Annotated in this window: 20 protein-coding genes and 2 pseudogenes; 21 read left to right on the top strand and 1 reads right to left on the bottom strand. The window is 29.1% G+C overall.

Going from position 1 to position 21,429, the window contains the following annotated elements; all coding sequences use genetic code 11:
- Positions 1-84: 84 nt before the first annotated feature.
- The gene (locus tag P161_RS0105710) at positions 85-963 is read left to right on the top strand and encodes a T9SS type A sorting domain-containing protein (protein ID WP_026776083.1); all 879 of its coding nucleotides are present in this window, start codon (positions 85-87) and stop codon (positions 961-963) included.
- A 283-nt stretch (positions 964-1,246) separates the two neighbouring features.
- The gene (locus P161_RS0105705; protein ID WP_026776082.1) at positions 1,247-3,640 is read left to right on the top strand and encodes a beta-galactosidase; all 2,394 of its coding nucleotides are present in this window, start codon (positions 1,247-1,249) and stop codon (positions 3,638-3,640) included.
- Positions 3,641-3,962: 322 nt separating this feature from the next.
- Here the strand turns inward: P161_RS0105705 and P161_RS0105700 are convergent, their stop codons facing one another.
- The gene (locus tag P161_RS0105700; protein ID WP_036841270.1) at positions 3,963-5,423 is read right to left on the bottom strand and encodes a sialate O-acetylesterase; all 1,461 of its coding nucleotides are present in this window, start codon (positions 5,421-5,423) and stop codon (positions 3,963-3,965) included.
- 300 nt (positions 5,424-5,723) lie between these two features.
- Here P161_RS0105700 and P161_RS19710 point away from each other — a divergent pair.
- The 19 genes and pseudogenes from P161_RS19710 to P161_RS0105605 form a co-directional block, all read left to right on the top strand.
- A pseudogene (locus tag P161_RS19710) lies at positions 5,724-5,927 on the top strand (IS982 family transposase); the annotation flags it as partial.
- Positions 5,928-6,163: 236 nt separating this feature from the next.
- Complete coding sequence (gene trxA / locus P161_RS0105690) at positions 6,164-6,529, top strand: thioredoxin (protein WP_026776080.1); 366 nt, start codon at positions 6,164-6,166, stop codon at positions 6,527-6,529.
- A 259-nt stretch (positions 6,530-6,788) separates the two neighbouring features.
- Positions 6,789-7,127: a PadR family transcriptional regulator gene (locus tag P161_RS0105685; RefSeq protein ID WP_026776079.1), complete on the top strand. Its 339-nt coding sequence runs from the start codon at positions 6,789-6,791 to the stop codon at positions 7,125-7,127.
- An 11-nt stretch (positions 7,128-7,138) separates the two neighbouring features.
- Positions 7,139-7,846, top strand: a complete 708-nt coding sequence (locus tag P161_RS0105680) for a hypothetical protein (protein ID WP_026776078.1) — start codon at positions 7,139-7,141, stop codon at positions 7,844-7,846.
- A 48-nt stretch (positions 7,847-7,894) separates the two neighbouring features.
- Positions 7,895-9,359: pseudogene (locus tag P161_RS18085) on the top strand (DUF5687 family protein).
- A 7-nt stretch (positions 9,360-9,366) separates the two neighbouring features.
- A complete protein-coding gene (locus P161_RS0105670; RefSeq protein WP_026776077.1) occupies positions 9,367-10,062 on the top strand; it encodes an ABC transporter ATP-binding protein in 696 nt (231 codons plus the stop codon).
- A gap of 121 nt (positions 10,063-10,183) precedes the next feature.
- Positions 10,184-12,400, top strand: coding sequence for a tetratricopeptide repeat protein (locus P161_RS0105665; RefSeq protein WP_026776076.1), 2,217 nt, complete (start codon positions 10,184-10,186; stop codon positions 12,398-12,400).
- Positions 12,401-12,847: a polymer-forming cytoskeletal protein gene (locus P161_RS0105660; RefSeq protein WP_026776075.1), complete on the top strand. Its 447-nt coding sequence runs from the start codon at positions 12,401-12,403 to the stop codon at positions 12,845-12,847.
- Positions 12,789-13,028 (top strand): AtpZ/AtpI family protein, encoded by a 240-nt coding sequence (locus P161_RS0105655; RefSeq protein ID WP_197026326.1) that lies wholly within the window; start codon positions 12,789-12,791, stop codon positions 13,026-13,028. Before P161_RS0105660 ends, P161_RS0105655 begins: the two co-directional genes overlap by 59 nt.
- Positions 13,021-13,410: a DUF6168 family protein gene (locus P161_RS0105650; protein WP_026776073.1), complete on the top strand. Its 390-nt coding sequence runs from the start codon at positions 13,021-13,023 to the stop codon at positions 13,408-13,410. The genes P161_RS0105655 and P161_RS0105650 overlap by 8 nt, the downstream gene beginning before the upstream one ends.
- Before the next feature lie 67 nt (positions 13,411-13,477).
- Entirely contained in the window at positions 13,478-14,611 is a 1,134-nt protein-coding gene (atpB, locus tag P161_RS0105645; protein WP_026776072.1) for a F0F1 ATP synthase subunit A, read from the top strand.
- Between the two features lie 121 nt (positions 14,612-14,732).
- Positions 14,733-14,927 carry an ATP synthase F0 subunit C gene (gene atpE / locus P161_RS0105640; RefSeq protein WP_026776071.1) on the top strand — a complete coding sequence of 65 codons (195 nt, stop codon included), beginning with the start codon at positions 14,733-14,735 and terminating at the stop codon, positions 14,925-14,927.
- Between the two features lie 134 nt (positions 14,928-15,061).
- Positions 15,062-15,562 carry a F0F1 ATP synthase subunit B gene (locus P161_RS0105635; RefSeq protein WP_026776070.1) on the top strand — a complete coding sequence of 167 codons (501 nt, stop codon included), beginning with the start codon at positions 15,062-15,064 and terminating at the stop codon, positions 15,560-15,562.
- 6 nt (positions 15,563-15,568) lie between these two features.
- Entirely contained in the window at positions 15,569-16,126 is a 558-nt protein-coding gene (gene atpH / locus P161_RS0105630) for an ATP synthase F1 subunit delta (RefSeq protein WP_026776069.1), read from the top strand.
- Between the two features lie 81 nt (positions 16,127-16,207).
- Positions 16,208-17,785 (top strand): F0F1 ATP synthase subunit alpha, encoded by a 1,578-nt coding sequence (atpA, locus tag P161_RS0105625; RefSeq protein ID WP_026776068.1) that lies wholly within the window; start codon positions 16,208-16,210, stop codon positions 17,783-17,785.
- Positions 17,786-17,856: 71 nt separating this feature from the next.
- Positions 17,857-18,720 carry an ATP synthase F1 subunit gamma gene (gene atpG, locus P161_RS0105620; protein ID WP_026776067.1) on the top strand — a complete coding sequence of 288 codons (864 nt, stop codon included), beginning with the start codon at positions 17,857-17,859 and terminating at the stop codon, positions 18,718-18,720.
- 118 nt (positions 18,721-18,838) lie between these two features.
- The gene (locus P161_RS0105615) at positions 18,839-19,321 is read left to right on the top strand and encodes a hypothetical protein (RefSeq protein ID WP_026776066.1); all 483 of its coding nucleotides are present in this window, start codon (positions 18,839-18,841) and stop codon (positions 19,319-19,321) included.
- 93 nt (positions 19,322-19,414) lie between these two features.
- A complete protein-coding gene (locus tag P161_RS0105610) occupies positions 19,415-20,347 on the top strand; it encodes a hypothetical protein (RefSeq protein ID WP_026776065.1) in 933 nt (310 codons plus the stop codon).
- A 326-nt stretch (positions 20,348-20,673) separates the two neighbouring features.
- The gene (locus P161_RS0105605) at positions 20,674-21,429 is read left to right on the top strand and encodes an SDR family NAD(P)-dependent oxidoreductase (protein WP_026776064.1); all 756 of its coding nucleotides are present in this window, start codon (positions 20,674-20,676) and stop codon (positions 21,427-21,429) included.

The following is a 21,429-nucleotide window of genomic DNA, read 5'->3' as shown; positions in this document are numbered from 1 at the left end:
ATCCATATAAATATAAGTATTGTCTATAGGCTTGCTTAAAATGTTTTTTTAAATTTATACTATATAAACTTAAATTTTAATATTATGAATAAAAAAATTACTTTTTTACTATTTTCTTTAATTTTTACAACGTCTTTTCTTTCTGCACAAGAAGTTGTAGTATACAATGCAGAAGATATTGCACCAGCTAGAACAGATAGATTTAATATAGTTACAGAGATTGTAGATAATCCTAACACAACAGGTAATACCTCTGCAAAGGTTATTAAAGTATCTAGAAGTGCGCAACCAAATTGGTATGCGTTATTTTTCTTTGAATTACCAGAAGCTATAACGATACAGCCAAACACCACTAAATATGTACATTTTTACGCGCATTATGACAATCTTGCAGATTTAGTGATTAGATCTGATGGTTTCGATGGTGCTAATGGAGACAATGATAAGCAAGGTTCAAATTCTTCAGTTCAAAGAGTTCCAGCTGGATTTAGATATGGTACTGCAGATGCAGGAACATGGAAAGATATTGTACTTCCTTTAGAAGGTGGTGCTACAGGTAGAGTAATTACATATCTAACCATTCATCCAGATGCTGGAAATCCTAATGCAACAGGTGGTTATGTTCCAATCCTAGACGATTCACAGTCTTTTGGTTATATTGATAATATTAGATTTAATGATTCGCCAGACGCACAAACATTAAGTACAGAAAGTTTTGAGTTAGCTAGCTCTATAGAAACGTATCCTAATCCTGTATTAAATTCGTTAAAGATTTCTAATAAAACAAACGTAACTATAAAAAGCGTTGAGTTTTTTAACATTATAGGTAAAAATATGACTTCTAGAGTTTTCGCTTTAAATAAAGAAGATTTTGATGTTAGTAATTTAGCATCTGGAATATATTTGTTGAAAATATCTGACGATAAAGGAAATACTTCAACAAGAAAAATAATAAAAAACTAATTATTTTTTATATTAAAAAAGCTTTGTGATAATTTCACAAAGCTTTTTTTTGAAATTTTTAATTTCTTTTAAGATATAAACATTCAAAGATAATTTTGTTTTAAAATTAATACTTTTAAAAAGGCCGAAGAAATAATTTTCTTGAGGCTTTTTTTTTAAAACATGATGGTGTTTTTATAAAAATTAATTCTTTTAATCAATAAAATTATATTTATATCTTTTCTTCATCAATTTTAAAGGCTCTAGTTAAATAAAATATTTCTACTCTAAAAAAAACCTTCAAATGAATAAATTTATTTTCACCTTTCTATGCTTTTTTATTACTGGTAGTGCAATCGCTCAAAAAACATATGAAATAAATATCAAAAAACCTGAAAAAAAAATTAGTAGAGGACATTTAAATTTGGGAGGTAAAAATAATTTAGGAGATGAAATCTCTGTTAATAGTTACTTCATTGAATTAAATAAAAAACCCTTTTTTCCTATTGTAGGTGAATTTCATTTTTCAAGATATCCTTTAGAATACTGGGAAGAATCAATACTAAAAATGAAAGCCGGAGGGATAAATGTAATTGCAACTTATGTTTTTTGGAATATTCATGAACGTAAAGAAGGTAAATTTGACTGGAGTAAAAATTTAGATTTACGTAAGTTCATAGCATTAGTAAAAAAACATAATATGTTTACTATTGTTAGAATGGGGCCATTTTGTCACGGAGAAATGAGAAATGGCGGTATTCCAGATTGGATGTATGGTCAGAAATTTGAGATTAGAAGTAACGATCCTGGTTACTTAAAATATGTTGACATACTTTATGGCAAAATTGCAAACCAAATAGAAGGTCTTTTGTATAAAGATGGAGGTCCAATTATTGGAGTGCAATTGGAGAATGAATATCAAGGATCAGCTGCTCCTTGGGAATTTTCGTATCCTGGAAGTAGAAAAGAATATACTGTGGCAGATCAAGAAGCTGCTTTAGCTAATGAGCAAATTGCAGTAACAGACGGAATTAATCCTTGGGCAGCACAAGGAAAAAGACACATGCTAAAATTAAAAGAAATTGCACAAAAACACGGTATAGATGTTCCGCTATATACTGTAACAGGCTGGAGTAATGCTGCGATTATAGAAAAACAAAGTCTCCCAGTAACAGCTGGTTACGCTTACCCCTTTTGGAGTGAACCGGCACCATCAAAATTTTATCTTTTTAAAGACATTCATAAGAACCCAGACTATAGTCCTGTTAGTTATAATGCAGAATTATATCCATCTATTCCGGCAGAACTAGGCCCGGGTATTCAAGTTAAATATTCTCGCCGACCTATTGTAGATTATAAAAGTGTGAGTCCTTTAATTGTTAGAACTATTGGGAGTGGTTCTAATGGAATTGGTTATTATATGTATCATGGTGGATCTACACCTTCTTTTGAGGGTAAGTTTTACAATGAAGAAGTAAACGGAATACCGAGAATTAATTATGATTTTCAAGCACCAATTGGACAGTATGGTCAGGTTCGTCACCATTACAAAAGCTTAAAAATGCTTCATTTATTTTTGGAAAGTTATGCAGATAAATTGGCGCCCATGAAGACAACTTTGCCAGAAACAAATGCTAATATTATCCCAGAAGATTTGGAAACGCTTCGTTATTCTGTTCGGTCTTTTGAGAACTCGGGATTTGTATTTATTGTTAATTTTCAAGATCATTTAGAAAATAAAGATATTAAAGATGTAGCAATTGAAATACAAGCAGAAAATGAAAAAATTTCTTTTCCGTTAAAAGAAACATTTAGCATTCCATCAAAAATAGGTGCAATTTTTCCTTTTAATTTAGAATTAAAAAATGTTGTAGTAAAATCTGCAACAGTGCAGCCTTTAACAATTTTAAAAAATAATAATGAAAATCATTATGTTTTTTCTGCTATTAATGGCATTACTCCAGAGGTAATTTTTTCTAATAAAATAAAAATAAGTAAACTTAAGAACGCTAAACTAACTAAGTTTGGTAAGTTAAATAGAATACAAGGTAATTTTTTAGAACCATTTTCATTCGAAGCAAATGGAGAAAAATTTCTTGTTATTACAGAAGAAATGGCATTAAATGCAAATGTAATAGATGAAAATTTAATTATTTCTAATAGTCTTATACTTAAAGATAATGATAGTTTTCAGTTAATTAGCAAAGTAACTGCTACTGGTTTGCAATTTTATCCTTCGAGCAATTTTAAACCAACTGTAAAAGGAGCTGGAATTGAAAAAATAAAAAAAACGAAAAGTTTGTTTACTGAATTTAAAGTAAAATTTAAAGAAGTAAAACCAGAAGTAATCGTTGAAATGATTTCTGAAAGAAAATATACGCTTAATTTAAAATCTGATGTTTCTAAACTAAACGATGTTTTTGTTGAAGTTGATTATATTGGTGATAGAGGATTGGCCTTTATAGATGGAGAGATGATTACAGATCACTTATATCATGAAAGAAAATGGGAAATAAGTCTTAAAGATTTTGTTGTAAAATTACAAAATAATGAAATGGTTTTTATTTTTCATCCAATGTTTAAAGAATATGAATATCTTAAAGATTTAAAAAACGTTCCTAAATTTAAAAAAGGAGGGTATTTAGAAATTAAAAACTTTAATATTATTCCAGAGTATAAAGCAGTTATTAAGTTTTAAAAATTTTATTTTTCTACTTTATACAACTGAAGAATTGCACTATCCTATTTATTTTACAAACTAAAATTTATACAAATTTTCATTAGAGAACTTGTTAAATAGCTTTTTCTTAAAATCATTTTATTTATGGTAATGCTTATTACTATATTTTCTTGCCTTTTAGTTATAAGAGAAGAAAGGAAAAAAAGCATATACTTATTTTATAGAATAGATATATTATCATTTTCAAATTTTGAATAATGAAACTATCATTTCAATGCCTATTTAGTTTCAAAAATTTTATTGTAATAAGTTTATTTTCTATTAAAACTAAACCGTTGAATTATTTAGAATCACTCCAGCTATCTGTTCTGAAAGAAGAGAGAGGTAAAAGAGAATTGTCAAAAAGAGAAGCTTTTACCCAGTTTTTCCATGCATATCTAACAGCAATGGGTTTCTCTACTTTATCACTTTTAACAAATATATTTCTACGATTTACAATTTTAGCTTCCGCAGGATAAAAGACTTTATCAGCTCCTGCAATTTCAAAATCTTCTATAGTATCAAATGAATAAATTCCAGTTTCTACATCTTTAAAAGAAAGTTTAATTCCACCATTTTGAATCTCAAAAAAATCATAAGAAGGTGCGTTATAATCTATATTTTTAAATCCGTAGGTTTTGTTTAATGCATTGTACAATAATCTGTCTGCAACTTCTTTCTTTTTTGGAGGATGAATGGAAAATTCATCACCAATATCCATAGTAATGGCTATTCCAGAATTAGGAATTAAATCTAAAGATTGAAGTTGTGCTTCTCTCATAAAAGCAGAATTATCTTTATTTTCTAAAAGCTTATTGTTCGAATAAGTAAAAGGAGCTATCTGAACAAAATAAAATGGGAATTCTCCAATTTCCCAACGCGATCGCCAATCTTTAACCATTGCAGGGAATAGTTTCTTGTACTCTTCTGGTTCAGTTCTATTAGATTCTCCTTGATACCATAAAGCCCCTTTTATTTTATAATTAACTAAAGGATTAATCATTGCATTAAAAAGAACAGAAGGAATTTGATTTGTACCTTTTGAGATATCTACATTGTCAAGATTAACGCTTTGATATGTGCTAATTACCTTATTACTCATCCAGGCTTCAATTCTACTACCTCCCCAAGAAGTGTGTATTAAACCAACTGGAACATCTAATACTTCTTGTAATTGTTGACCAAAAAAATAAGCAATTGCACTAAAATCAGGAACAGTTTCAGATGAAGCTTCTTGCCAATTGGTAAACTTTGCAATATCATTTAATGCTTGTTTTGAGCCTTCTTTTTGAACCGTAAATAAACGTAAATTTGGGTTGTAAGAATTTACTGTAGCATTTAAAGAACCAAAAGTAGGTTGTCCATCAAAACCTTTAATGGGCTGCTCCATATTAGATTGTCCAGAACACAGCCAAACTTCTCCAAACAATATGTTGTTTAACGTAATGTTTGAAACTGAACTTTTTAAATTAATTGTATGAGGTTTTTTACTATTTGTTGTTTTAATCTCTACGCTCCAATTTCCATTTTTATCTGCTTTTATTTGATAAGATTTAGCAATCCATGAAGTTTTAATATCTATTTTCTCATTTGCATTTGCCCATCCCCAAATTAAAATATTGGTATTACGCTGCAAAACCATGTTAGAAGATACAATTGCAGGAAGTTTAATTTCTGCATTAATGGTTTGTAATCCTACGATTTGTAATAAAGCAATCCCAGCTACGAATATTATTTTTTTTAGGTTGGTAATATGATTCATTTTATATTGAATTTAAGTTGTGGTTTTTTACTTACAAAATAAGAATTCTTTTTTATTTCTTGTGTCTAAATAAAAATTAATAACTACAATTGTTGTAAAAAAATAGAAACTGTATAGCACTTTTTGTATTAAATATTTGCTTAAACCTTTTGTGCATTATGATTTAAGTTAAAATAGTTGCTCATCTTACTGAAAATTAGTAAATTTATTTAACCTTAAATCATTTATAATGAGTAATATAAGTGTAAATTACGAAAGAATATTGGAAGTATTAAGAAAAATATCAAAAATCAACCTTATGTATTTAGAAAGAAAATAAAAAGAATTGAGACATTATTTTCGCAGTTACGTGATCAATTTATGATTAGAAGAAATTACGCTAAATCTTTTAGTGTTTTTAAAACTAGAGTATTATCAAAAATAACAGCGTTAACAATTATTCAATATATTAACAAATTTGTATTTAATAGAAATATAAATAACATTAAAATTAGCATTATTTAAAATGCACAACAGTTTAAGATTTAGTAAGTTTCAATAGCTATGTAGAGTTGTTGCCAATTCGTTGCAAAACAAACTTAATTATTGCAAATGATACTTTTTTTATTTTCTGAATTTAATTCTGTGAGTCATTTTTTTAGAAACATAACTAACTGTAATGTATCAACCTTAAAACCGACTAATTTTGCAGAATTATAAATTAACAAAAACTCAATTGAATTGAGAAAAATAAAATAACAATGACAGAAAACTTAACAAAACAAACATTTTTAGAAAAAATATTCAACTTTGAAAAAAATAAAGAATGGAAATTTGAAGGAAACAAGCCAGCTTTGATTGATTTTTATGCAGATTGGTGTGGCCCATGCAAAGCATTAGCACCAGTTTTAGAAGTGCTTTCTGAAGAATATAAAGAGAAGATTGATGTTTATAAAATTGATACTGAAGCTGAACAAGAATTAGCTGCAGCATTTGGCATTAGAAGTATTCCATCAATGTTGTTTTGCCCTGCAGAAGGTGACCCACAAATGGCAAATGGAGCTTTACCAAAAACAGAATTAGAACGTATTATTGCTGATGTTTTAAAGGTGGAAAAGCCCCTTTAATTCCCCAAAGGGGAAAACTCATATTTTTAAAGATTCTTCCTTTTTTAAAGCTAAGAATTCTTAAAATTACAAAATAATTAAATTCCGAAAATGTAAATTTTCGGAATTTTTTTTATCAAAAGTTAATACATACTATTCTTATACATAAGAAAATTATGTATATTTGGTTTCAGTAAATATTTATAAATTTTCACGAAAGCATTAGAAGCTTAATTTCTTTGAAAATTTATCTAGCTTTAAGGATGATAAAGATACGAAAATGGCGAAACAAAAATTATACAAAGGGTCTTTACAAACCATCATTTTAAAATTATTAGAAAGTAATGATAAAATGTATGGTTATGAAATTACCCAGAGAGTAAAAGAGCTTACCAAAGGCGAATTAAATATTACAGAAGGTGCTTTGTACCCAGCTTTACATAAGTTAGAAGCTGATGGTTTGTTAGATGTTGAGGTTGCAAAAGTTGGTAACAGACTCCGTAAATATTACAAGCTTACAGAAAGTGGCACCAAAGAAACTGCCAACAAATTAGCAGAAATGCAAGAGTTTTTAAAAACAATGCAACATTTGGTAAATCCTAAATTTAGTTTGGAGTAAATTTTTCAACTATGAAACTAACAAACCCTCAAATAGAAAACCTTTACAAATTTACACGCCAACATTATGTATATCATTATGATGTGCAAACTGAGTTGGTAGATCATTTAGCAAACGATATCGAAGAAATTTGGCAGGCGCAGCCTGATTTATCATTTATAAACGCCAGAGATAAATCCTTTAAGAAATTCGGTATTTTTGGTTTTATGGATGTTGTTGAAGCTAAACAAAAACAAATGAATAAACGTTATTGGAAAATTTTGTTACGTTTTGCTAAAGAATGGTTTACGTTGCCAAAAATTATAACGACTGCACTTATTTTTTTAGGGTTTTTTATTGTGCTTCAAATTCCATACTCAGAATTTATTCTTTTAGGAACACTTTTAATAGTTATCATTTTTGAAATGATTATGATTTATAAAGTTAGAAAGGAACGTAAGAAAAAAGAAAAAAATAATGAAAAAATCTTTTTGTTAGAAGAAATGATTGGCACTACAAAAAATGGCTTTACTGTGATGGCTTTAGTTAATTTGTTTAATATTATCAACTTAACAAATTTTAACTTTCTTGAAATGGAAACCTATTTGCTTGTTATTATCTCCTTCATTTTAACAGTGCTTTGTATTCTATTTTACGTTTCTAACTACGTAATTCCAGAAAAAGCAGAAGAATTGTTACAAGAAACCTACCCAGAATATAAAATTGTAAAAAGTTTGTAACAAAAAAACAAAATCAACTACTAATAAACCAACTAATTAACCAAACCTATGATTTCACATTTTTTAAACTTAGAATGGAAACAATTTTTTCGATCAGCTTCTTTTAGTAAAAGTTTGGGAGCAAAAATTTTAATCGGATTTTTTGGGCTTTATTTTACTGTTATATTCCTAATTATGGGCTTTGGTGGTTTTTATGCCTTAAAAGATATATATCCAAACAAAGATCCACTTTTGGTTGCAAACGCATTTTTATTATATGCAATTATTGGCGATTTAATTTTCAGGTACATCATGCAGAAATTACCTGTAATGAATATTAAACCTTTGCTAACATTGCCTATTCAAAAATAAGATTGTCCATTTTATTTTGGCAAAATCATCTTTGTCCTTTTTTAATATTATGGGCTTGTTTTTTTACATTCCATTTTCAATCGTATTAATTAAAGAAGGTTATGATATAGCAGGGGTTTTGGGTTGGTTAGCAACCATGATTTTACTAATACAATCTGCAAATTTCTTTAACTTTTTAGTCAATAAAAATAACACTGTTTTTGGAGGGTTGATAACGCTGTTGATTTTAGGATATTTAGTGCAACATTTTAATTGGTTCGATTTGCCTGGTTTTGTAGGTAAAGGTTTTGATGCCATTTATCAAACGCCATTTTTAGCAGCTATATTTTTATTGATTTTAATAGGGTTATATGTTACAAACTATAAACAATTACGAAACGAAATTTATTTAGATGCCATTATATCAGAAAAAATAAAAGAGGTAAACGCATCCGATTTATCATTTACAGAAAAATTAGGAGATTTAGCACCTTTTATAAAAAACGATTTACGTTTAATGTGGAGAAATAAACGGACAAAATCTGGTATTTGGATGTTGGCAGTTGGTTTGGGTTATGGTTTAATTTTCTATACGCAACCAATGTATGCAGAAATGCAAGTAATGTATGTTTTAGTCGGGATTTTCTCAACAGGAACATTTTTAATCAATTTTGGGCAATTTATTCCTGCTTGGGACAGCAGTTACTATAAAATGCTAATGAGTCAGAATTTTAAATACGAACGTTATTTAAAGTCAAAATTTACACTAATGGCAATTAGTGTGGTTGCACTTTTTGTTCTTGGAATTCCTTATGTGTATTTTGGATGGAAAATTTTATTAGTCCATTTTGCAGCCATGATTTACAATGTGGGTGTAAATACACATGTAATTTTATATGGAGGAACTTTCAACAGAAAAAAGATAAATTTAGATGAAAAAGCCGCATTTAATTTTCAAGGAACAGGAGCTGTACAATGGTTAATTGGTTTGCCTTTAATGATTTTACCAATGGCAATTTTTGGATTGATAAATTGGTTAGTTAGTTTTGAAATTGCAACCTTAACTTTGGCAATTTTAGGCTTTATTGGCATTGCTTTGCATAAAAAAATGATGGCAGCCATCACAAAAAAATACATTGCAAATAAATATGTAATGATTCACGCATTTAATCAAGAAAACTAAACACACAATGATACAAACTACGCAACTTACCAAAAAATACGGACAAGCAGAGGTATTGCATATAGAATCTTTAGAGATACCAACAGGACAAAGTTTTGGTTTGGTAGGTAATAATGGTGCAGGAAAAACCACTTATTTTAATATTTTGTTAGATTTGATAAGACCAACTTCAGGTGCCATTGTAAACCATGATATTCAAGTGAACGAAAGTGAAGCGTGGAAATCTTTTACAGGTTCTTTTATTGATGAATCTTTTTTAATCGGTTATTTAACTCCAGAAGAATATTTTGAGTTTGTTGGCGATTTAAGAGGCATGAACAAGGCTGATGTGAAAACTTTTTTAAGCAAGTTTGATGAGTTTTTTAATGGAGAAATCACAGGAAAAAAGAAGTTTTTAAGAGATCTAAGCAAAGGAAATCAGAAAAAAGCAGGTATTGTTGCAGCAATGATGGGCAATCCACAAGTTGTAATTTTAGATGAGCCTTTTGCAAATTTAGATCCTACAACTCAAATCAGGTTAAAAACAATCATTAAAGAATTAACTGAAAATAGAGAGGTTACTGTGTTAATTTCTAGTCACGATTTAACACACGTAACCGAAGTTTGTGAGCGAATTGTAGTTTTAGATAAAGGAAATGTGGTGAAAGATATTGTAACATCAACAGAAACTTTAAAAGAGTTGGAGAGTTATTTTTCGGTATAAGTACGCTATTCTTATTTTATTACTATTTTTACACTCTTATTTATACTATTTTAGTTCAAAATTAGTTATAAATAAGAGTTTTTAGTTTTGAAAAACAATTTTTTAATTTAGATGTATCTGTGTGAAAAACACTCAAAAAATACTTGTCATTTTAATACTTTTTGTGGCTATCTATTCTTGTAGCACCAAAAAGAATACTATTATTAGTAGGAATTATCATGCATTAACCACAAAATACAATGTTTTATTTAATGGAAAACAGGCTTTTAAAGAAGGTATTGATGGCATAAATGAAGGTTACAAAGATGATTATTTTGAAATTTTACCCATAGAACCTGTAGAGTTTCAGGAAGATAAAATTGTAATTCCAAAATTTAATAACGGTCCAGGTGCTGGTTTTGGTGGGAATGACAATGATAATAAAACATCAACTCCGTTCGAAAAATCTGAAGAAAAAGCAGTAAAAGCTATTCAGCTTCATAAAATGAATATTGATGGTATTGAGAGAAATAGCCAAATGGACGAAGCCTACTTATTACTTGGTAAAGATCGCTATTACTCACAACGTTTTATTCCTGCAATAGAGGCTTTTAATTACGTAATTCTTAATTATCCAAATGCTAGTTTAATCTCAGAAACCAAAATTTGGAGAGCAAAAACAAACGTAAGATTAGATAATGAAGAGTTTGCTATAGAATCTTTAAAGTTGCTTTTACAAGCAAATGATAGTGTAGAGAAAAATTTGCCAGAAGAAATTAAAGAAAAAGGGCACACAGCTTTGGCAATGGCATACACAAAAACAGATAGTCTTCAAAAAGTTAAAAAGCACTTACAATTAGCTACTAGAACTTTAAACGATGAATACCAAGCAGCAAGAAATTTATTTATTTTAGGACAACTTTATGCTTCTGAAAATAAAAAAGATTCAGCAAATGTAGTTTTTAGAAGATTGGCAAACTTTAAAAAAGCTCCTTATAAATATAAAATTCACGCACGTTTAGAAATTGCAAAAAACAGTGAAAAAGATTCATCAATTGTCTCTTTAATCGATGATATGAAAAAACTGATTAAAGATCGAGATAATAGACCTTTTTTAGATGAATTGAATTATCAAGTTGGTTTTCTACATGAAAAAAACGACAGTTTACAACAAGCAATTGCTTATTATAATAGTTCTTTGAGATCTAAAAATGGCGGAGATAAACAAAAAACATATACGTACGAAAAACTTGGAAATATCTATTTTAAACAAGACGCATATCAAAAAGCAAGTTCTTATTATGATAGCGTTTTACAAGTTACAAATGATACGTTAGATATCAGAATTAGACGCATCAAAAGAAAATATAAAAACTTAGCTTCTTTAATTAAGTTTGAAGATGTTGTTACCGAAAATGATAGCATTATTAAAATTGCATCCCTATCAAAAGAAGAACAAACAGCATTTTTTGAGAATTATATAGAAAAAATTAAAAAGGCAGATGAAGATGCTGCACAATTAAGATTAAATCAAATAGCATTTGGGAACGTTAGTAATGGTTTAAATGCTGCTGATAAAGGAAAGTGGTATTTTTATAACAATCAATCGTTAAGTTTTGGTAAAACCGAATTTCAAAAAATTTGGGGAGCAAGAAGGTTAGAGGATAATTGGAGATGGTCAGAAAAAGCAACAATTGGTAGTGCATTACAAGATTCTACACAGGTTTCTAAAACCAATTTAAAATATGATTTAGATACTTATTTAAACGCAATTCCTACAGAACAAGTTGTAATCGATAGTTTGGTTATAGATAGAAATCAAGCTTTATATGAGTTAGGTTTGATTTATAAAGAACAATTTAAAAATCAAAATTTAGCAAAACAAAGGCTAGAAAGAGTTGCTTCTTTAAACCCAAATAAAGAGTTAATTTTACCAATAAACTGGCATTTGTATCAAATTTATACAAATTTAGGTGAAGCCCAAAATGCCGAAAAACATAAAAATGTTATTCTAACAAAATATCCAGAAACAAAATTCGCGCAAATAATTTTGAATCCAGAAATTCAGTTTGAAGAAGAACAAATTGAAGAAACTGAAGTTGAAAAAACGTACAAAGAAATTTATTATTTATATAAAGAGGATAAATTTGAAGATGTAATTACTAAAATCGATGCAACTTTACCAACGATACCAAATGCAGATTTATTACCAAAATTCGAGCTTTTAAAAGCACTTGCCATTGGTAAGTTTCAAGATAAAGAAACTTATAAAACTGCTTTAGAATATGTAGCAGTAAATTATGGTAATACAGAAGAGGGGAAAAAAGCTAAAGCAATTGTAATACAATTGACTAAATAAATGTTAGAAAAACAAAAAGAAGAAACTTCTAAAAACAAGAAGCCTAAAAAAATGGAAAGAAATGTTATTGCAAAAAATACAACCATAAAAGGAGAAATAATTTCTGACGGAGATTATAGAATAGATGGTGTTTTAGAAGGAGATTTAAAAACAAAAGGAAGAGTTATTATTGGTTCTGGAGGTGTTGTAAACGGAACTATAGAGGCTTTAAATACAGATATTGAAGGCACATTTTCTGGGCAGTTAACTGTAGAAAAAATTTTAACTGTAAAAGCAATTGCAAAAATTTCTGGAGAAGTTGTGGTTGGTAAATTATCTATAGAACCTGGAGCAACATTTAACGCATCTTGTACTATGAAAGCTATTGTAAAAGAGGTAAATAAAGAGGATGAAAAAAAATCAGCAAAAGATAAATCAAAAGAAGGAAACAAAAAAAACGCTAAATAAAGCGCTGCAACTTTCTAGTGCAGGCTTGCAAATGGGTTTAACAATTTATCTTGGTTTTTTGTTGGGTAAATGGTTAGATGTTAAGTTTGAAACAACTTATTTAAAACAAACAATTACACTACTTGCAGTTTTTATATCAATTTATTTATTAATAAGACAAGCCAATAAAATAAATGATTAAAAGTATTTTTCTCTACATCGTAACATTCTCTTCACTTTTTATGGTGAGTTTTTTTTTGCATGAATATTATCTTAAAGCAAATGAACTTATTTTGCCTTTTTCCTTAAAAAAAGTATATATTTTTCATGCTGGTTTTTCATTGTTAATTTGTGTTAATTTTAGACTGCTAGCAAATGTTGATAAAATATTCTCTCAGCTTGGTTTTATCTATTTAGGATGTTTGTTTTTAAAAATGATACTTTTTTGCGTAGTCTTTTATAAATCACTATTTAACGATATTATTTTAACAGGAATTGCTAAAACTTCGTTGATTTTACCCATGTTTATTTTTTTATTAACAGAGGCTATTTTCATTGCCAGAATTTTAAATAAAAAAGATTAGATAAAATGGTTTGTATTTTTGAATAATTACATACCTTTGCGCCGAATTTAGAAAGCGTATTTTAACAATGGAGATTGCACAAAAATCAATCAAATTTCTTACAATAGCGATAATAGCACTTTTTTCTGCTACATTTTTTGCTTCGGAAATAGATAAAGAAACAGGTCATCAAAATGATGATGGTCGCGTTAATACTGGTGAAGAAGTAAAAGCTTACATTAAACATCACCTTAAAGACTCTCACGATTTTTCGTTGTTTTCTTACACTTCAGATGATGGTGAAAGAAAGCACGTAGGTTTTCCATTACCAGTTATTTTATGGACAAGCGAAGGTTTGGTTACGTTTATGTCATCAGAGTTTCATCATAATGATGATGGTCATGTAATTGTTGAAAAGAAAGGGTTAAAGTTTGCTAAAATACATTCTAAAATTTACGAATTAGAAAACGGAGCAACTTCTGTTTCTTTTGATGAAGCACATCATGCAACAAACGCAGCTAAAGTTTTAGATTTTTCAATTACAAAAAGTGTTGTTGGTATTTTGTTTGCAGGTTTTTTAATGCTTTTAGCGTTTTCTAAATTGGCAAAACAATACAAAACAAGACAAGTACCAAAAGGATTTAGTAGAGTTTTAGAACCTTTGGTAATTTATGTTAGAGACGAAATAGCAAGACCAAATATTGGGGAGAAAAAATATAAAAAGTTTATGGGCTTTTTATTAACAGTGTTTTTCTTTATTTGGATTTTAAACTTATTAGGTTTAACACCTTTAGGGTTCAACGTAACTGGGCAAATTGCAGTAACTGTTTGTTTAGCGTTGTTTACAATGGTAATTTACATGTTTAATGGTAGCAAAGATTTCTGGGCACACACATTATGGATGCCAGGAGTGCCTTATATATTAAGACCAATTTTAGCAGTAATTGAATTGGCAGGTTTTATTTTAATTAAACCGTTTTCATTATTGGTGCGTTTATTTGCAAACATTACAGCAGGTCACTTTGTGGTAATGAGTTTAATTGCATTAATGGTAACAATGAAAGATGCTTTTGGACCAGTAGCGTCTACAGGTATGTCTTTAGTGTTGGCATTATTTATAATGATTATTGAAATTTTAGTAGCATTTTTACAAGCATTTATTTTTACGATGTTGTCATCGTTATTTATTGGAATGGCTGTAGAAGAACATGAGCATCATTAGTGAAACACCAAATCTTAGATTTGGCATGTTGAACTAATTCTGACGAAAGTCAGAATCTCCATCAAGGAGAATATAAAAGAGAATTAGTATTTGTTTAATTAATATATAAAAATCAGTTAGTATGTACAATTTAATTGGAGCAGGATTAATCGTAATCGGTGGTGGAATTGGATTAGGTCAAATTGGAGGTAAAGCAATGGAAGGTATTGCTCGTCAACCAGAAGCATCTGGAAAAATTCAAACAGCGATGATCATCATTGGTGCCTTATTAGAAGGATTAGCATTTGGTGCATTAATTTTAGGTAATCCAGCTTAAAAACAGAAAAACACATTTTATAACGGTTGGTTATAGAATGTGTTTTATTTATCTTTTTAAGAGATTAAAATTATTCAGAAAAACTGAACTATGTTTTTCTAATTAAACAAAAAATAAAATAAATAGTTTATAGAATGGAAACTTTATTGAACGATTTTTCACCTGGTTTGTTTTTTATGCAAATTGTTATCTTAATAATTTTATTATTTTTGATGGCTAAATTTGCTTGGAAACCAATTTTAAAGTCTTTAGACGAAAGAGAATCTGGTATCGAAGATGCTTTAGCAGCCGCAGAAAATGCGCGTAAAGAAATGCAAAATTTACAAGCAGATAATGCAAAATTAGTAAAAGAAGCAAGAGCAGAAAGAGAAGCAATGATGAAAGAAGCTAGAGAAATTAGCGATAAAATGATTGCAACTGCTAAAGAAGAAGCCAAAGAAGTAACAAGTGCCTTGATTGAAAAAGCACAAGCTTCTATTCAACAAGAAAAGCAATCTGCATTAGCAGAATTAAAGAAAAATGTTGCAGAACTATCTATTGGTATTGCAGAATCTGTAATTAAAAAAGAATTATCTAATAAGAAAGATCAACTTGATTTAGTTGAAGGAATCTTAAAAGAAGTTACTTTAAACTAATTTGATATGAAAGACGCAAGAGCAGCATTACGTTACGCTAAAGCAATTTTAAATCTTGCAAAAGATTCTAAAGATGAAACTGCTGTTAATTTAGATATGCAGTTAATTGCTTCAACAATAAAAGATAATCAAGAATTAGCAGTATCTTTAAATAGTCCTATTATTAAATCTGGTGATAAGATGAATATCTTAAAAGCCGTATTTGCTAATAAAGTTAACAACATTACTTTAGGGTTATTTAATTTATTAGAAGAAAATAAAAGGATTCCAATGTTAGGGTCTATTGCACAACAATATACTTTAATATATGATTATTATAAACACATACAAGTAGCTAAAGTTACAACTGCTGTGCCTATTTCACCAGAAATAGAAGAGCAAGTTTTAGCTAAAATTTTAGCTTTAACAGGTGAAAAAGCTAATTTAGAAAATGAAGTAAATCCTGCAATTTTAGGAGGTTTTATTTTACGTGTTGGAGATGTGCAGTATGATGCAAGTATCTCTAACCATTTAAATGAATTAAAAAAGGAATTTGACAATAGTCATTATATTTCAAAACTATAAGTAAAGTTTAAAAGTTTTATATAAAAAGTAATCGATTTAAGAGTCTTTCACTTTTATATTTAATATCTAATATCAAAATAAATGGCAAGTATTAAACCAGCTGAAGTATCAGCAATTTTAAAAGAACAACTAACTAATTTTGAGGCTCAAGCTTCATTAAGTGAAGTAGGAACTGTGCTACAAGTGGGTGATGGTATTGCTCGTGTTTACGGTTTATCTAACGTACAATATGGTGAGTTAGTAGAATTCGAAAACGGATTAGAAGGTATTGTTTTAAACTTGGAAGAAGATAATGCAGGTGTTGTATTATTAGGTGCTTCTACTTCTGTAAGAGAAGGTTCTACTGTAAAAAGAACAGAACGTATTGCTTCTTTAAGAGCAGGTGAAGGTATTGTTGGTAGAGTTGTAGATACTCTAGGAAGTCCTATTGATGGAAAAGGGCCTATTGAAGGAACTACATACGAAATGCCATTAGAGAGAAGAGCACCAGGAGTTATCTTTAGAGAACCAGTTACAGAACCTTTACAAACGGGTATTAAAGCTATTGATGCCATGATTCCTGTAGGAAGAGGGCAGCGTGAGTTGATTATTGGAGATAGACAAACTGGTAAATCTACAGTTGCTTTAGATACTATTTTAAATCAAAAAGAATTTTACGATGCTGGTGAGCCAGTTTATTGTATATACGTAGCTATTGGTCAAAAAGCTTCTACTGTCGCAGCAATTGCAAACATGTTAGAAGACAAAGGAGCTTTAGCATACACAACTATTGTAGCAGCAAATGCATCAGATCCTGCAGCAATGCAAGTATATGCACCATTTGCTGGAGCTGCAATTGGAGAATATTTTAGAGATTCAGGAAGACCTGCATTAATTGTTTTTGATGATTTATCGAAACAAGCAGTTGCATATCGTGAAATTTCTTTATTATTAAGAAGACCTCCAGGACGTGAGGCGTATCCAGGAGATGTATTTTACTTACACTCAAGATTATTAGAAAGAGCTGCAAAAGTTATTAATGATGATAAAATTGCAAGTGAAATGAACGATTTACCAGATTCTTTAAAAGGAATTGTAAAAGGTGGAGGTTCTTTAACTGCATTACCAATTATTGAAACACAAGCAGGAGATGTATCTGCATATATTCCAACAAACGTAATTTCGATTACTGATGGACAAATCTTCTTAGATGGAGATTTATTTAACTCAGGTGTAAGACCAGCAATTAACGTAGGTATTTCTGTATCTAGAGTTGGTGGTAATGCTCAGATTAAATCGATGAAAAAAGTATCTGGTACTTTAAAATTAGATCAAGCTCAGTATAGAGAATTAGAAGCTTTCGCAAAGTTTGGTTCTGATTTAGATGCAGCTACAATGAATGTAATTTCTAAAGGACAAAGAAACGTAGAGATTTTAAAGCAAGCACAAAACGATCCTTTTACAGTAGAAGATCAAATTGCAATAATTTATGCAGGTTCTAAAAACTTGTTAAAAGATGTACCTGTAAATCAAGTTAGAAAATTTGAGAGAGATTACATCGATTATTTAAACACAAAGCATAGAGATACTTTAGATATTTTAAAGTCTGGTAAATTAACAGACGAAGTTACTGCTACATTAACAGCAGCAGCAGCAGAAATTTCTAAGCATTTTAATTAGAAGTTAGGTTTTAGATTGTGAGTTTTAAACCCACAACTAATAACTAATTACTAACAACTAATTACTTAAATATGGCAAATTTAAAAGAAATACGTAACAGAATTACCTCAATTAAATCTACAATGCAGATTACTTCTGCAATGAAGATGGTTTCTGCTGCAAAGTTGAAAAAAGCACAAGATGCAATTGTTGCAATGCGTCCTTATTCATCTAAATTAACAGAATTATTACAAAATTTAAGTGCAACTTTAGATAGCGATTCTGGTGGAGATTACTCTGCACAAAGAGAAGTACATAAAGTATTGTTAGTTGTTGTAACTTCTAACAGAGGTTTGTGTGGTGGTTTTAACTCATCAATAACTAAAACTGTTACAAGAACTATTGCAGAAAAATATGCTGGTAAACAAGTAGATTTATTTGCGATTGGTAAAAAAGGTGGCGATGTTTTATCTAAAACACGTAAAGTTGTAGAAAATAGAAATGATATTTACGACGATTTAACTTTTGATAACGTTGCTGAAATTGCAGAAAATTTAATGGATTTATATGTTTCTGGAACTTATGATAAAATTGAATTGGTATACAATCAATTTAAAAACGCAGCAACTCAATTGCCACAAGTAGAACAGTTTTTGCCAATTAAACCTATTGAAGGTGGAGATGAAAACGCAAACTCTGATTATATTTTTGAGCCAACTAAAGAAGAAATTGTTTTAGCTTTAATTCCAAAGTCATTAAAAACACAATTGTACAAAGCAATTAGAGATAGTTTTGCTTCTGAACATGGTGCAAGAATGACAGCAATGCACAAAGCAACTGATAATGCTAAAGATTTACGTGACGATCTATTGTTAACGTATAACAAAGCAAGACAAGCTGCAATTACTAATGAAATCCTTGAGATTGTTGGTGGTGCTGAAGCATTGAAAAATTAGAAATTTTAAATATTTTTAAGGAAATATTTTATACTATAGAAAAGAGCTTATCAAAAATTGATAAGCTCTTTTTTTATATCTTGGCATAAGATTTGAAATTGATTTAGAAATCATCAATATGAAACCAAGTAAATATTTTTTAGTTTTATTCCTTGTTGTAGTATTTTCAAAGTGTGCAACAACTCAGTTTGAACAAAAACCACCTTTTGTAATAACATCTGCAGTATATAATAATTGGTCAGTTAAAACAACAGCAGCTAAAGGATTGATTGTTAATATTGGATATGATTCTAATTATGTGATAAAGTTTGACACTATTTACTTTTCAAAAAGAGCAGAGAAGCTTTCTATAAGTAAAGTAAAAGATAAGAAAATGATTTCTGCTATTTTTTCATCAATGGTAAAACCTGATGTAATCTTAGATGAAAATAGTACAAATGAGATTCATAATCATTTTCCAGTTATCAAGAATATGCCTTTTAAGTTGAAACAAAATGAGGCAATTATCAGCTATAAAATAAAAGATAAAACAAAATACTTCAAAATAAATTCTATTAAAAAAGGGAAAACAATCTTTTATGATTCAATGCCCAAACAATAGAAAATCAATTAGTTAATCCATTCTTTTTAGAGTGGATTTTTTTATGGCACACAATTTGATTATTTATAAGCATAACCATTAAAATGAACGCTTATGAAAGCCTTAAAACTACTTTTTACGATTATAATTACTGGAACTTTATTAAGTTCTTGTACAACAAATTATAATGATGGTTTTGTGGAATATCAACCAACATTAGAAGAGGTTGTTTCTGGATATGATTTATGGTATGTAGATTATCATAGAACAGCAGGAACAGGAGATATTCCTTTTGTTTCAAGAGCATTTACGTTAAGTTTTATCAACGGAATTTTATATGCCAATAATAATATAGTTGATATTGGTAGAACAGGAAATGGATTAGGAATTGATGTTGGAACCTATAATTCATTTAATGGTTTGTTAGAAACGAATCATGACTTAGATGGTTTTAACGATTTTGAAGTTACAATTTTAGCAAATAATGAAATAGAGATTTATAATTTTAATCAGAATGTAAGCTATTATTTAATTGGTTATAATATTAATAATTTCGATTACGATCAGTTATTTTACGAAAACATAGAATATTTTTTACAAGAGTATGTGGCTTGGGAAAAAGTTGATGCTACAGGAGGAGCTCCAAATGCTTTTGATGATGAAAATTATTTAGAATTTACACCAGATAATTTAACAACTTTTAGGAGTTCTCAAGATAACTTTGGCACACAAATTGCAAATATTAATTGGGATTATGTAGGAGGATATGAAGTGTTTGATGTTACTGGTTTTGAAGACTTAAAAATTTTAGCATTAAATTATGATAATGGAGATATTGAAGAGTTTGAATTGAGCGTTATTAATGATGGAAAGGTTAGTCTTTTTCATTACAATTCAGAAACAACATATTATTTTTTTGGAAGAGGATTTATACAGTTCTTAAAAGGTGAAAAAAATGTTAAAAGCGCGAAAGAAGTTGTAAGGAATAACAACAGAAAACGTACTAAAATAGAAAGAAAAACAAAGGTTAGAAGAAATTTAAAATAAAGTTTGGTTAGTTGATTTTTGGTTGGTTATTTCTCAATAACCAATTGAAAGAGGAACCACCCTGAGGAGGGTGGTTTTTTCTTGTTTTATACTTTTTTAAAAATAGAAAACATTAAAACTATTTTATTTTCAATTCTTGTATAAATAATAATCTAATCGCAGTTCAATTAACGAATGTCTGTCTGAGCTTGTCGAAGACTTTTTCGTTTTGTAAAATTGATTGGTTTCAATATCCTAAAAACTCAATGTAAGTTTTAATTGTTTTTGTAATATTTTCAAGGTAAATTAGTACAGAAAATCAATATAAATAGTAACAGAAAATTTTTATGATAAAAACAGCATTTATAACAGGCGCAACTTCAGGAATAGGAAAGGCAACAGCAGAACTTTTTGCAAAAAATAATATCAGATTAATTCTTTGTGGTAGACGAAAAGAAAGACTGGAGCAATTAAAGCAAGAACTTAGTAAACTTACAGAAGTAATTACTTTACAATTTGATGTTTCTAAAAGAAAAGAAGTTGCAGATGCGATAAAATCACTTCCAGAAAACTTTAAACAGATTGATATTTTAATCAACAATGCAGGGAATGCTCATGGGTTATCAACCATACAAGATGGAGATGTTGATGATTGGGATGCCATGTTAGATATTAATGTAAAAGGTTTGTTATATGTATCCAAAGCAATTATTCCTACTATGATTAAAAACAATTCAGGTTTTATTGTAAATATTGGTTCTATTGCAGGTAAAGAAGTATATAAGAACGGAAATGTGTATTGTGCTTCAAAGTTTGCTGTAAACGCTCTAAATAAGTCTATGAGGTTAGATTTAAACGAACATAACATTCGCGTTTCAGCAATTCATCCAGGATTGGTAGAAACTGAGTTTTCTGATGTTCGTTTTAAAGGTGATACAGAAAAAGCAAAAACCGTTTATCAAGGTTACAAAGCGTTACAAGCAGAAGATATTGCAGATATTATCAACTTTGTAGTTACAAGACCTTATCATGTAAATATCGAAGATTTAGTGGTGTACCCAACAGCGCAAGCAAGCGCAACTATTTTGAATAAAAACAGTTAA

It is taken from the genome of Polaribacter sp. Hel_I_88 (assembly GCF_000687935.1).
Classification (GTDB): domain Bacteria; phylum Bacteroidota; class Bacteroidia; order Flavobacteriales; family Flavobacteriaceae; genus Polaribacter.
The sequence above is the reverse complement of the archived record's forward strand: the minus strand, read 5'-3'. Positions and strand labels throughout refer to the sequence as shown.